The organism is Streptomyces sp. NPDC015139 (genome assembly GCF_043079785.1).
Classification (GTDB): domain Bacteria; phylum Actinomycetota; class Actinomycetes; order Streptomycetales; family Streptomycetaceae; genus Streptomyces; species Streptomyces albidocamelliae.
The window spans coordinates 445,015-457,461 of the sequence record NZ_JBIBUW010000005.1; the positions used below are offsets into that span (position 1 = coordinate 445,015).

At 71.9% G+C, this 12,447-nt stretch carries 10 protein-coding genes; 4 read left to right on the forward strand and 6 right to left on the reverse strand.

Annotated features, from left to right (window positions below; genetic code table 11):
* Positions 1–125 precede the first annotated feature (125 nt).
* From ACF08B_RS16965 to ACF08B_RS16980, 4 genes are all read left to right on the forward strand, one after another.
* Entirely contained in the window at positions 126–1,553 is a 1,428-nt protein-coding gene (locus ACF08B_RS16965; RefSeq protein WP_392318038.1) for a hypothetical protein, read from the forward strand.
* 280 nt (positions 1,554–1,833) lie between these two features.
* Positions 1,834–3,288, forward strand: a complete 1,455-nt coding sequence (locus ACF08B_RS16970) for an alkaline phosphatase PhoX (RefSeq protein WP_392318039.1) — start codon at positions 1,834–1,836, stop codon at positions 3,286–3,288.
* Between the two features lie 405 nt (positions 3,289–3,693).
* Complete coding sequence (locus tag ACF08B_RS16975; RefSeq protein WP_392318040.1) at positions 3,694–5,277, forward strand: TROVE domain-containing protein; 1,584 nt, start codon at positions 3,694–3,696, stop codon at positions 5,275–5,277.
* A 146-nt stretch (positions 5,278–5,423) separates the two neighbouring features.
* A complete protein-coding gene (locus ACF08B_RS16980) occupies positions 5,424–5,990 on the forward strand; it encodes a TetR/AcrR family transcriptional regulator (protein WP_392318041.1) in 567 nt (188 codons plus the stop codon).
* Positions 5,991–6,060: 70 nt separating this feature from the next.
* Here ACF08B_RS16980 and ACF08B_RS16985 read toward each other — a convergent pair whose 3' ends face one another.
* From ACF08B_RS16985 to ACF08B_RS17010, 6 genes are all read right to left on the reverse strand, one after another.
* Positions 6,061–7,260 carry a TerD family protein gene (locus ACF08B_RS16985; protein WP_392318042.1) on the reverse strand — a complete coding sequence of 400 codons (1,200 nt, stop codon included), beginning with the start codon at positions 7,258–7,260 and terminating at the stop codon, positions 6,061–6,063.
* A 60-nt stretch (positions 7,261–7,320) separates the two neighbouring features.
* Positions 7,321–8,310 (reverse strand): zinc-dependent alcohol dehydrogenase family protein, encoded by a 990-nt coding sequence (locus ACF08B_RS16990; protein ID WP_392171232.1) that lies wholly within the window; start codon positions 8,308–8,310, stop codon positions 7,321–7,323.
* Positions 8,307–9,131, reverse strand: coding sequence for a carbohydrate ABC transporter permease (locus ACF08B_RS16995; RefSeq protein ID WP_392318043.1), 825 nt, complete (start codon positions 9,129–9,131; stop codon positions 8,307–8,309). The genes ACF08B_RS16990 and ACF08B_RS16995 overlap by 4 nt, the downstream gene beginning before the upstream one ends.
* On the reverse strand, positions 9,128–10,066 hold the full coding sequence (locus tag ACF08B_RS17000; RefSeq protein ID WP_392318044.1) for a carbohydrate ABC transporter permease: 939 nt from the start codon (positions 10,064–10,066) through the stop codon (positions 9,128–9,130). The genes ACF08B_RS16995 and ACF08B_RS17000 overlap by 4 nt, the downstream gene beginning before the upstream one ends.
* Positions 10,063–11,433 carry an ABC transporter substrate-binding protein gene (locus ACF08B_RS17005; protein WP_392318045.1) on the reverse strand — a complete coding sequence of 457 codons (1,371 nt, stop codon included), beginning with the start codon at positions 11,431–11,433 and terminating at the stop codon, positions 10,063–10,065. Before ACF08B_RS17005 ends, ACF08B_RS17000 begins: the two co-directional genes overlap by 4 nt.
* 86 nt (positions 11,434–11,519) lie before the next feature.
* On the reverse strand, positions 11,520–12,290 hold the full coding sequence (locus tag ACF08B_RS17010; RefSeq protein WP_392318046.1) for a DeoR/GlpR family DNA-binding transcription regulator: 771 nt from the start codon (positions 12,288–12,290) through the stop codon (positions 11,520–11,522).
* Positions 12,291–12,447: the final 157 nt, after the last annotated feature.

Below are 12,447 nucleotides of genomic sequence, written 5' to 3' on the forward strand. Positions count from 1 at the left end.
CGCCGGGAGTTGTCAAGGTTTCGGCCATGTACGCGGGCTGACCGGTAGATGAACCGGGCTGCATGGGTGGAAATCCGTCTAGGCTGAGCGGCTGAGCCCGTTCACGGTCCGAGGAGAACCAGCCGATGCCAGACAGCTCCCCCCTGCCGCCCGTACGGCTGCGCCCCGAAGCGGAGCTGGCGCACGCCGCGCTGTCCACGCCCCTGCTCTCCCGGGCCGCCCGCCTGGCCCGCTGGGCCGGGCCCGAGACCCGCGTGGACGCCGGCGGCGGTCTCGCCGAGGAGCAGTTGCCGGCCGCGGTGGAACTCCTCGGGCTGACCGGTGACGACGCCGTCGCCTATGCCGGTGAGGCGTGGCGGGTCGCCGTGGACGCGGGCCTGGTGGAGATCGTCGACGAGGAGGCCGGCACCGTCCGGGCGGGGGCGGAGCTGGGACTGCTCACCGGCGGTTCCCCGCACGACGTGCTCGCCGTGTGGCTCGCCGCCCTGGAGACGGTGCTCGCCGACGCGAGCGTGCCCGACCTCGACGACCTGGTCGCCGCCATGGACGAGGACGGCGAGGTCGATTTCTCGTCACTCGACTGGGACCCGGAGGCCGAGGCGGAGTTCCTCGACGGCGTCCTCGGCAACCTCTATCTGCTGACCGTCAGTGAGGACGGTCCCGGCGAGGGGCCCGTCCCACTGCCCGCCCTCGCCGCGTCGATGATCGTGCCGGACGACATGGGTGAGCCCACCAACGACGTCCTGGAGCAGGTCTCCGACGCGATGATGCGCCTCGACGACCAGTTCCGGACCCTGGAGCCGGTCGGACTGGTCGAGTACCGGCCGGTGGACGAGGCCCTGATGGCCGACGCCGACGAGGAGCCCGCCACGCTCGTCGACGACACCGACGTCTCCCGCTACGGCATGGTCCGCCTCACCCCGCTCGGTGTGTACGGGCTGCGGGCGCGGCTGCTGGAGGCCGGCTTCGAGGCACCCGCCGTCGGTGAACTCGTCGACAAGGGCGCGGACGCGCTGCTCGACGGCACGTCGGCGTTCGGGCAGTCCGCGGCCCGCGCCGAGACCGAGCAGTGGCTGGCCCGCCGCGAACCCCTCGCCTCGGCACGGGAGTTGCTGGCCGCGGCGCGGGGAGCCGACCCCGGGGCGCCGCTGCGCAGGCTGCGCTGCCAGCAGGCCCTGTCCCTGGTGGGTCCGGAGGCCGAACCCGCTCTGCGGGAGGTTCTCGACGACCCCGAACTGGGCGGCCTCGCCCGGGTGTGGCTGAGCGAACGCGGGGCCGCCGGAGTGCCGGCACCCTCCGAGGCGCTGGTGTTCTGGCTGACCGTCGACACCGTGGCCGCGCAGCTTCAGGCCGAGGGGAACTCCGACGAGCTCCAGGCTCTCGTGGAGGGCCTGGCCGAGCAGCACAGCGGCTTCTTCTCCGCCGCCTGGCGCGTGGACCACCCCGCCACCGCGGACGTGCTGGAGGCGATGGGCCGACTGCACCCCGACAAGAAGGTGGCGAAGGAGGCCCGGAAGGCCGCGTTCAAGGCCCGCTCCCAGCAGGGAGGCTGAGCGACGGGAGCCTGGGCCCGGGGTGAACGACGGAGCCCGGGCCCGGCGGTTCGGCGCCGGGACGCGAGAAGACCGTAAGGCCGGACCCGGGCGTCACCCGCCGCACCGGACGGTGGGGGCGGTGCTTTTGCTGGGCATGGGGGCAGTTCATGCGGATTCTCGAACACGGGCCCGCGAAGTAGCCCCGCGTTCAACTCCCGTTCAGAAGTGGACGGGAACGTGTGCGCCGAAACCGAGGCCCGCCACCCTCCACGGCACTCCCACCGTCACAGGAGACACCATGTCGCTCACCCGCAGGGACTTCGCCAGGAAATCCGCGATCACCGGTGCCGGGGTCGCCCTGGCGGGCAGCGTCGGCGCACTCGCCACCGCGCCGAACGCCCTCGCGTCCACGGAGACCGACGCCGAGAGCGCGGACGGCGCGCCGGCACACGGCCACCACGGCGTCGGCTACGGCCCGCTGCTCCCCGACCCCGACGGCATCCTCGCGCTGCCCGCCGGGTTCCGGTACGAGATCATCACCTACAGCGGGAAGACCAGGCTGGAATCGGGCGAGTTCACCCCGTCCAACCACGACGGCACCGCCACCTTCCGCGGCCCCCGCGGCACCACCCTCCTCGTCAACAACCACGAGCTGGCCGGCGCCCGCGCCCAGTGGCCGCACCCGGTGCCGCTCACCGAGGGCCTCGTCTACGACCCCGCCGCGGCCGGCGGCTGCACCGTCGTCGAGGTCCGCCACGGCGGCGAGGTCGCCGAGTGGGTGGGCATCGCCGGCACCGCCACCAACTGCGCGGGCGGCAGCACCCCGTGGGGCACCTGGCTGACCTGCGAGGAGACCGAGGACAAGGCCGGCAAGAACGGCTTCACCAAGGACCACGGCTACGTCTTCGAGGTCGACCCCGAGGACCGCCGGGCCAACCGCGACCCCAAGCCCGTCAAGGCCTTCGGCCGCTACGCCCACGAGGCCGTCGTCATCGACCCCAAGCGCGGCCACGCGTACCTCACCGAGGACGCCTCCAGCCCCAACGGCCTGTTCTACCGCTGGGCCCCGCCGGAGGGCTTCCGCCACGGCCGCGGCAAGCTGCGCACCCTCGCCGACGACGCCGGCGTGCTCCAGGCCTTCAAGTGCTTCGACTCCGGCGGCACGTTCGTCGACGACCTCTCCCGCGCCACGAAGGTCGGCACGGTCTTCGGCGTCGACTGGGTGGACGTCCCCGACCGCGACGCGAAGACGGTCTCCGTCCGCAAGCAGTTTACGACCGGCCAGGTCACCCGCGCCCGCAAGCTGGAGGGCATGTGGTGGGGCGACGGCGGCGTCTACGTCGTCTCCTCCTTCGCCCGTGCGGAGAGCCCGGTCCAGCACGACGGCCAGGTCTGGTTCTACGACCCCAAGCGCCGCACCCTGACCCTGAAGGTCCTGCTCGGGGTGAACCCCGACCCGGCCGAGGACGGCGCCTTCGACGGCCCGGACAACATCACCGTCTCCCCCTACGGCGGCCTGGTCATCGCCGAGGACGGCGAGGGCGTCCAGCATCTGTTCGGCGCCACCGACAGCGGCCGCACCTACCCGATCGCACGCAACGAGCTGAACCTCGGCACCCCGGAGGAGGCCGAGTACAGCGAGTTCACCGGCGTCACCTTCTCCCCGGACGGCCGCACCCTGTTCGCCAACATCCAGACCCCCGGCATCATGCTGGCCATCACCGGTCCCTGGAAGCGGCAGAAGCGGGGCTGAACCCCGCGCCGCGATTAATTCGCTCGCCCGTCCCGCGGCCCCCCTCCTAGAGTGATGTTCGTCCAGGAGCGGGAGCCGCCGGCCTCGATCTCTGGACACCGAAGAACGTCACGCACCTCCCGGTGCGAAGGCAACGGCTACTTCCCTTTCCCGGAATGAAAACAGCCGTCGCCGAGCTGATCTCGGGAGGCGCGACACATGGTGGGTGTCCGGTGCGCAGGCAGCGGTTACTTCTTTGATCGGACGGTTGCGGGTTCGAGTCCCGTCACCGACCCCGGGTCGGTGTAGCTCAATCGGTAGAGCATCTGGATAAGTCCGCAGCCGACTTCTGAACTCGGGCACCCTCCATTAGTCGCGCCCCCTCCGAAAAGGCAACGAACAGTCACGAATTCGGGGGAATTCACCATGGCGCGATTCAACACGCGTACGACCAGGGCACATCCGAAGTCGGCGGTCACGTCGACCGGCCGCATCCTGCGCACCTACGAGGGCGGACGGGGTCAGGAGCGCGATCCTCGCTCCGAGCTCTTCCTGCTCGCGGTGGCGAACTTCGTCTCGCAGGACACCTTCTACGAGAAGGGCGCCGACCGCGACGGCCGGTACACCCGCCTCGTGCGCGACCTCGCCGTGACCGACCCGGTCTGGACGGCCGGGCTGCTGCGCTGGCTGCGCGGTGACGGCAACATGCGGACGGCCTCGATCGTGGGCGCCGCCGAGTACGTGCACGCGCGTCTCGCGGCCGGCGCGACCGACGGACCGTCGAACCGGCAGGTCGTGGACTCCGTGCTGCAGCGTCCGGACGAGCCCGGCGAGCTGCTGGCCTACTGGACGTCGACGTACGGCCGCGCCGTGCCCAAGCCCGTCAAGCGGGGTGCCGCCGATGCCGTACGACGGCTGTTCCACGCCAAGTCGCTGCTCAAGTACGACACCGCGACCAAGGGTTACCGCTTCGGCGACATCCTGAACCTCGTGCACGCGTCCCCGGACGCGGACAAGCCGTGGCAGGGCGAGCTGTTCCGGTACGCCCTCGACCGCCGGCACAACCCGGACACCGCCGTGCCGCCCGCGTCGCTCCCGGTGCTCACCGCGCACCGCGAGCTGATGGCCCTGCCGGTCGCCGAGCGCCGGGCGGTCGTCACCTCGCCCGGCGGCGCCGAGCGGCTGGCCGCGGCCGGGATCACCTGGGAGGCGCTCGCGGGCTGGCTCCAGGGCCCGATGGACAGGGCGGCCTGGGAGGCCGTCATCCCGTCCATGGGCGCGATGGCGCTGGTCCGCAACCTGCGCAACTTCGACCAGGCCGGAGTGTCCGACGAGGTCGCGGCCCGGGTCGCCGCGCGGATCAGCGACCCCGAGCAGGTGGCACGCTCGCGGCAGTTCCCCTTCCGCTACCTGGCCGCCTACCAGCACGCGCCGTCGCTGCGCTGGTCCTACCCGCTGGAGCAGGCGCTCGGCCACTCGCTGGCCAACGTGCCCGCGCTGCCGGGCCGGACCCTGGTGCTGGTCGACCGGTCGGGCTCGATGTTCTGGTCGCCGGTGTCCGAGCGCTCGCAGCTCAACCGGGCCGACGCGGCGGCGATCTTCGGCACCGCCCTCGCGCTGCGGGCGGCGAGCGCCGATCTCGTGCAGTTCGGTTCGACCAGCGACAAGGTGAGGTTCCGCAAGGGGGAGTCGGTGCTGAAGGTACTGGAGCGCTTCGGTGACCTGGGCGGCACCGACACCACCGCGGCGGTGCGCCGGCACTACAAGAAGCACGACCGGGTGCTGATCGTCACCGACGAGCAGCACGCGCCGAGCGTGCACGGCGGCCCGACCGCCCAGATCCCGGACCGGATCCCGGTCTACACCTGGAACCTGGAGGGCTACCGGGCGGGCCACGGCCCGTCGGGCTCGGGCAACCGGCACACCTTCGGGGGTCTCTCGGACGCGGCGTTCCGGATGGTGCCGCTGATCGAGGCGGCCCGCGACACCCGCTGGCCATGGCAGCACTGAGCCGCGACGGCCGGCATCGGGCGTGGCCCGCACTTCACGGGGGGTGCGGGCCACACCCGTGTCCGCGCGCGGGCGCACGCCGGGACCGGCCGGGCCGGGGATCGGTAAAATCCGGGGAGAACCGCCGGTTCGCGAGGAGTTGCTGGATGTCGCACGTCAGGCCCATGCGCGCGGACGCTCGGCGCAATTACGAGCGGTTGCTGGAGGTGGCGGCGGAGGCCTTCGCCGAGCACGGGGAGAACGCGTCGCTCGACCAGATCGCCAAGCGGGCGGGCGTCGGCTCCGGCACGCTGTACCGGCACTTCCCCACGCGGCAGGCGCTGCTGGAGGCGGCGTACGTGGACCGGATCGAGGCGCTCGGCAGACGCGCCGACGAGCTGGCGGCGGAGCTGCCGCCGGAGGAGGCGCTCCCGGCGTGGCTGACCGAGCTGTGCGCCGCCACGATACGACTGCGGGGCATGAAGGCCCTGTTGGGCGCGGCCGTCGCGGACGGCGGCGCGGTGGCGGTGACGGCCTGCGGTACGGCGGTGCAGGGGGCGGCGACCCGGCTGGTCGGGGCCGCTCAGGAGGCCGGGTTCCTGCGGGCCGACCTCTCGCCGATCGAGGTGCTGCGGCTGGCGCACGGGGTGGCCACGGCGTCGGAGCTGGGAGGCGGGGGGCCGGAGGAGATCAGCCGGTATCTGACCTTGCTGTGGGAGGGGCTGCGGGCGTAGCGGGCGGCCTGCGCGCGGGGCTGTCCTGCGCGCAGGCCGGAGTCGTCCGCGGAACCCGGGCTCCGGGGAGCTACAGCGCCCTCGCCCCCGGGTCCACCATGTTGCGGACCGTGCGGGCCTTGACGAAGTCGCCGATCGCCGTCATGTCCCACTCGCCGGAGAACTGGCGGACGAGCTTGGCCATCATGACGCCCGTCTGGGGCTCGGCGCCGGTGAGGTCGAAGCGGACCAGTTCCTCGCCCGTCGCCGTGTCGACGAGACGGCAGTACGCCTTGGCGACCTCCGTGAACTTCTGTCCGGAGAACGAGTTGACGGTGAAGACCAGGCCGGTGACGTCCTGGGGGACGCGGCCGAGGTCGACCACGATGACCTCGTCGTCACCGCCGCCCTCGCCGGTCAGGTTGTCCCCGGAGTGCTTGACCGCGCCGTTCAGGATCGTCAGCTTGCCGAAGTAGCAGCTGTCGATGTGGTTGCGCTGCGGACCGTAGGCGATGACCGAGGCGTCCAGGTCGATGTCCTTGCCACGGAACGCGGGCTCCCAGCCGAGACCCATCTGCACCCGGGAGAGCAGCGGCCGGCCGCCCTTGACCAGGGACACGGTCTGGTTCTTCTGCAGGCTGACCCGGCCCTTGTCCAGGTTGATCTTCCCGGCGCCCGGCGCGGGGGGAGCGGGCGGTGCCGGGGGCATGGGGGGAGCGGGCGGGGCGGACACCGCCGGGGCCGGCGGGGCCGGCGGGGCGGCGGGTGCTTGCGGCGCGGCGGCGGGAGCGGCGGCCGGTTCCTCCACCGTCACGCCGAAGTCCGTGGCGATGCCGGCCAGTCCGTCGGCGTACCCCTGGCCGACGGCGCGGGCCTTCCACTGGCCGTTGCGGCGGTAGATCTCGACGATGACCAGTGCGGTCTCGGTGCCGAGCTGCGGCGGTGTGAACGAGGCCAGTTCGGTGCCGCCGTCCGCGTCGCGGATCGTGGCGGTCGGCTCGATGCCCTGGAAGGTCTGACCGGCGGCGTCCGGGCTGGCGGTGACCACGATCTTCTCGATGTCGGACGGTACGGCAGCGGTGTCGACCGTGATGGCGTCGGGTGACGTACCGCCGCCGGAGCGGTACGTCACGCCGGGGCCCGCCGGCTGGTTGTAGAAGATGAAGTCGTCGTCCGAGCGCACCTTGCCGTCGGCGGTGAGCAGCAGGCCCGACACGTCGAGCCGCACCGGGGCGGCGACGTCCACCGTCACGCGCGCGGCGGAGAGAGGGATGTTCGAGCCTGGGGTCATAGCTGTCATGCCGGGTGAACGAACGAGGTGGCTTTACCGTTCCCTTACCAGCCGATCGGCCTACGGCACCACGACGATCTTCCGTCCCACCCCGGCCGCGAACTGCTCCAGCGCCTGGGGGTAGCGCTCCAGCGGGATCCGGTCGCTGATGAGGACGTCCGGGTCCAGCACCCCGCCGGCGAACAGTTCGGCGGCCCGCTCGAAGCTGTGCAGCACGGCCATGGAGCCGGTGATGGTGATCTCCTGGTTGTAGACGCGGTACGGGTCGATGGTGACCCGGGTCGCGTAGTCGGCCACACCGAACTGCAGGAACGTCCCGGCCTTCGCGACCCGGTCCAGGCCGTCCTGGATGGCCGCCGCGTTGCCGGTCGCGTCGACCACCACGTCCCAGCCGTGCGGCCGGTCGAGTTCGTCCGCGCCGGCCGCCGCGCCCGAGACGCCGAGCCGGCGGGCCGTCTCCAGGCGGGCGGGGTTCACGTCGACCACGTCGACGCTCGCCGCGCCGGTCCGCTTGGCCAGCTCCAGCATCATCAGCCCCATGGTCCCGGAGCCGTAGATCAGGACGTGCGCGCCGAGGCGCGACCGGAGCACGTCGTAGCCGCGGACCGCGCAGGAGAGGGGTTCCACCAGGGCCGCGTCCTCGGTGCGCACGTGCTCGGGCAGCTTGACGCAGTTGGCCACCGGGGCTAGGGCGTACCGGGCCGCGCCGCCCGCCGTCGTCACGCCGATCGCGGCCCACCGTTCGCACAGGTTGTTGTGGCCGGTACGGCAGTACCGGCACTCGTGGCAGTACAGCGACGGGTCGACCGCCACCCGGTCGCCGACGGCGACCTCCGTGACCCGGGTGCCGACCCCGACCACCTCGCCGGCGAACTCGTGCCCCGGCACGATCGGCAGCTTGGGGGCGAACTCGCCCTGGAGGATGTGCAGGTCGGTGCCGCACAGGCCGCACGCGGCGACCTCGACGACGACCTCGCGGGGCCCTGGCGTCGGGTCCGGGACCTCGGTGACGACGGCGCGGCCCACGGACTCGATGACGGCGGCCTTCATTTCACGGCTCCCAACGACAGGCCCTGGACCAGTTTGTCCTGGGCGGCGAACCCCGCGGCGAGCACCGGCAGGGAGATGACGAGCGACGCGGCGCACACCTTCGCCAGGAACAGGCCCTGGCTGGTGATGAAGCCGGTCAGGAAGACGGGGGCGGTCTCGGCGACCACGCCCGTCAGGACCCGGGCGAAGAGCAGTTCGTTCCAGCTGAAGATGAAGCAGATCAGGGCGGTGGCGGCGATGCCGGGCAGGGCGATCGGGGCGACCACGCGCGCGAGGATCACGGGCAGTCGGGCGCCGTCGACGCGGGCGGCCTCGATGACGGCGACCGGCACCTCGGCGAGGAAGGACTGCATCATCCACACCGCGATCGGCAGGTTCATGGAGGTGTACAGGACGACCAGGAGCCAGATGTTGTCGAGCATTCCGGCGTTCTTCGCGAAGAGGTAGATCGGCAGCAGTCCCGCGACGGCCGGCAGCATCTTCGTGGAGAGGAAGAAGAACAGGACGTCGGTCCATTTCCGCACCGGGCGGATGGACAGGGCGTAGGCCGCCGGGAGGGCCAGCAGGAGGACGAGGAGCGTGGAGGCCGCGGACGCCACCAGGGAGTTGATCAGGGCGGGCCAGGGTCTCGCCCCGCCTCCGCTGCCGAAGAACTCGCGGTAGCCGTCGAGGGTCAGCGAGGCGGCGAAGGAGGGCGGATTGGCCGCCGCGTCGGCTTCCGAGTGGAAGGACGTCAGCGCCATCCACGCGACGGGCAGGAAGAACACGATCCCGGTCAGCCAGGCCATGAGGCCCAGGCCGCCTCGGCGCAGGGCACTCATGCGCGGGACACCTCCTCGCGGAACAGGGACGACACGACGCGCAGGGCGAAGGTCGCGATGACGATCGAGCCGATGACCACCAGGACGCCCGCGGCGGAGGCGAGCCCGTTCTCGTGGGCCTGGTAGAAGCTCTGGTAGACGGTGTAGGGCAGGTTGGCGGTGCCGAGGCCGCCGGAGGTGAGGGTGAAGACGGCGTCGAAGTTCTGCACGATGTAGATCGACCCGAGGAGGGCGCCGAGTTCGAGGTAGCGCCGCAGGTGGGGCAGGGTGAGATGGCGGAAGATCTGCCAGTCGCTCGCACCGTCGACGCGGGCGGCCTCGATCTGCTGCTGGTCGCGGCTCTGCAGGCCGGCCAGCAGGATCAGCATCATGAACGGCGTCCACTGCCACACCAGGGAGGCCTCGACCGCGAGCAGCGGGGTCTTCGAGATCCAGTCCGGCTGCGGGCCGCCCACCATGTGCAGCAACCCGTTGAGCAGGCCGTACTCGGGGTTGTAGAGCACGTGCTTCCAGAGCAGGGCGGCGGCCACCGGTACCACCAGGAAGGGGGCGATGAGCAGGGTGCGGACGATGCCGCGGCCGCGGAACCTGCGGTCCAGCAGCAGGGCCAGCGCCAGCCCCAGGACCAGGCTGGCCAGCACCACGGCCGCCGTGAGCAGCACGGTCGTCCACACCGAGTGGCGCAGGTCCGTGTCGGTCAGCACCTGGCGGTAGTTGTCGAGGCCGGTGAAGTGGCGGGCCTTCGGGTAGAGGGCGTTCCAGTCGAAGAAGGAGATCACCAGCGTGGCCACGAACGGCAGCTGGGTCACCACGATCATGAAGACCAGGGCGGGCAGCAGCGGGGCCCGGGTGGCCCAGGCGCGCAGCCGGGCCGGGGGCCGGCGTACCGTCCGTGCGGGAGTGGCCGTGAGCGGGGCCGTCGTCGTCGCTGTCATCGTCCCTCGTACTCCTCGGAGATCCGCTCGGCGAGCGCTTGAGACTTCTTCAGGGCCGTGCCGACGGACTGGCGTCCGGCGATGGCCGCGCTGATCTCCTGGGAGACCTTGGTGCCGAGGTCGGTGAACTCGGGGATGCCGACGAACTGGATGCCGGGCGCGGGGCGCGGCTGTACGCCGGGGTCGTTCGGGCGGGCGCCCTCGATGGCCTCCCTGGTCATCTCCTGGAAGGCGGCCGCCTCCTTGCGGTAGGCGGCGTTCTCGTACGTCGACGCGCGTTTGCCGGCCGGGACGTTCGACCAGCCGGCGGTGTCGCCGACCAGTTGCTCGTAGCCCTTGCCCGAGGCCCAGGAGACGAACTTCCAGGCCTTGTCGGGGTTGCGGGAGGCGTGCTGGATGCCCCAGGCCCAGGTGTAGAGCCAGCCGGAGGACCGGGTCTCCTGCACCGGGGCGGGCGCGTAGCCGAGCTTGCCCCTGACCGGGGAGCCGTCGGCCTCCAGCAGCCCGGCGGCGGAGGTGGCGTCGTACCACATGGCGACCTTGCCCTGCGTCATGTTGTTCAGGCACTCGGCGAATCCGGACTGGGCGGCGCCGGACTCGCCGTGCTCGCGGACGAGGCCGACGTAGAACTTCGTCGCCTTCTCGAAGGCCGGGGAGTCGAGGCGCGCCGTCCAGTCCTTGTCGAACCAGGTGCCGCCGAAGGTGTTCACGACCGTCGTCAGCGGTGCCATCAGCTCGCCCCAGCCGGGCAGTCCGCGCAGGCAGATGCCCTTCATGCCGGGCCGGGCGCCGTCCGCCGCGGCGGCGAGCGCGGCGACCTGCCGCCAGGTGGGGTGGGCGGGCATGGTCAGGCCCTTCGCCGCGAACACGTCCTTGCGGTACATCAGGAAGGACGACTCGCCGTAGAAGGGCTGCCCGTAGAGCTTGCCGTCGTCGCCGGTGAGGGACTGGCGCATGGGCTTCAGGACGTCCCGCTCGTCGTACGCGGGGTCCGCCGCGACGTACCCGTTCATCGCGTGCAGCCAGCCGTTGCGGGCGTAGATCGGTATCTCGTAGTTGGAGAGCGTGGCCACGTCGTACTGACCCGCCTGGTTGGCGAAGTCCTGACTGATCTTGTCGCGGACGTCGTTCTCGGGCAGCACCGTGAAGTTGACCTTGATGCCGGTCTCCTTGGTGAAGTGCGCGGCGGTCAGCTTCTGCAGCTCGGTCATCTGGGGGTTGTTGACCATCAGGACATTGATGGAGTCGCCGCCGGAACCGGTCCCGCCCGCACCGGCCCAGCAGCCGGAGATCAGCGGGGCGAGCAGCGTCCCTGCGGCGGCCATGGCGAGCGTGGCTCGCGGCCTCCGTCGGCTGGGGGTGCGCATGGATCGCTCCTGGAGGTATGGGGACATAGGGGGCGCTCGGAGGGTGGCGCGCCCCCGGGGGAGGTGGGTGGAGGTGGGTGGGGCGGTCAGACCCGGATGACCTGCGGGCCCAGCAGGGAGTAGCGGTGGGCCTCGGCGGCCGGGAGCAGGGTGCTCGTCACGATCGCCTCCAGGGCGCCGACCTCGGCGAACCGGCAGAAGCTGACCGCTCCGAACTTGGTGTGGACCCCGGCGAACACGGTCCGCCGGGCGCCCCGGATCGCCTGCGCCTTGACCTCGCTGACGGCGGGGTCGGGGGTGGTCAGGCCGTGCTCGCGGGAGATGCCGTTGGCGCCGATGTAGGCGAGGTCGACGACGAAACCGGCCAGCATCTTCGTGGTCCAGTGGTCGACGGTGGCCAGGGTGCCGGGACGGACCCGGCCGCCCAGCAGCAGGACGGAGACGTGCTCGGCCTCCGCGAGGGCGCCCGCGACCGGCAGGGACGCGGTGACCACGGTCAGTGGCCGGTCCCGGGGGAGGGCCTCGGCGATGAGCTGCGGGGTGAAGCCCTCGTCGACGAAGACGGTCTCGGCGTCCCCGAGCAGCTCGGCCGCGGCACCCGCGATCCGGCGCTTCTCGGGCACGTGGCTGGTGGCCCGGAAGGCGAGCGTCGTCTCGAAGCCGGCGCTCTCCACCGGGCAGGCCCCGCCATGGGTGCGGCGGACCAGGCCGTGGTCCTCCAGCGCGCGCAGATCGCGCCGGACGGTCTCCTTGGCCACGCCCAGCTCGGCGGCGAGCGCGGTGACGTCCACCGAGCCGGTGGCGCGCGCGGCCCGCACGATCTCGCGCTGGCGTTCTTCCGCCGTTCTCGTGCTCATGCCGTCACCCGCTTCCCTGTGGAACTGCCCGTTCGGGCCCATGGGGGAAGTTCTACAGCGGGTGCGCGGCGCTGACCAGGTCTGTTGCGGGCCTGATACTGCCCGGGTGTGCCCGTTCGCCGCGTGCCGTGCCCGTCGCGGACCTGCGGCGGCGGGT

Bases quoted from the DNA above. Each gene is read 5' to 3' on its own strand.
- ACF08B_RS17000 (WP_392318044.1), bottom strand. From the start codon at position 10,066: ATGACAGCGACGACGACGGCCCCGCTCACGGCCACTCCCGCACGGACG.
- ACF08B_RS17010 (WP_392318046.1), bottom strand. From the start codon at position 12,290: ATGAGCACGAGAACGGCGGAAGAACGCCAGCGCGAGATCGTGCGGGCC.
- ACF08B_RS16970 (WP_392318039.1), top strand. From the start codon at position 1,834: ATGTCGCTCACCCGCAGGGACTTCGCCAGGAAATCCGCGATCACCGGT.
- ACF08B_RS17005 (WP_392318045.1), bottom strand. From the start codon at position 11,433: ATGCGCACCCCCAGCCGACGGAGGCCGCGAGCCACGCTCGCCATGGCC.
- ACF08B_RS16995 (WP_392318043.1), bottom strand. From the start codon at position 9,131: ATGAGTGCCCTGCGCCGAGGCGGCCTGGGCCTCATGGCCTGGCTGACC.
- ACF08B_RS16985 (WP_392318042.1), bottom strand. From the start codon at position 7,260: ATGACCCCAGGCTCGAACATCCCTCTCTCCGCCGCGCGCGTGACGGTG.
- ACF08B_RS16990 (WP_392171232.1), bottom strand. From the start codon at position 8,310: ATGAAGGCCGCCGTCATCGAGTCCGTGGGCCGCGCCGTCGTCACCGAG.
- ACF08B_RS16980 (WP_392318041.1), top strand. From the start codon at position 5,424: ATGTCGCACGTCAGGCCCATGCGCGCGGACGCTCGGCGCAATTACGAG.
- ACF08B_RS16975 (WP_392318040.1), top strand. From the start codon at position 3,694: ATGGCGCGATTCAACACGCGTACGACCAGGGCACATCCGAAGTCGGCG.
- ACF08B_RS16965 (WP_392318038.1), top strand. From the start codon at position 126: ATGCCAGACAGCTCCCCCCTGCCGCCCGTACGGCTGCGCCCCGAAGCG.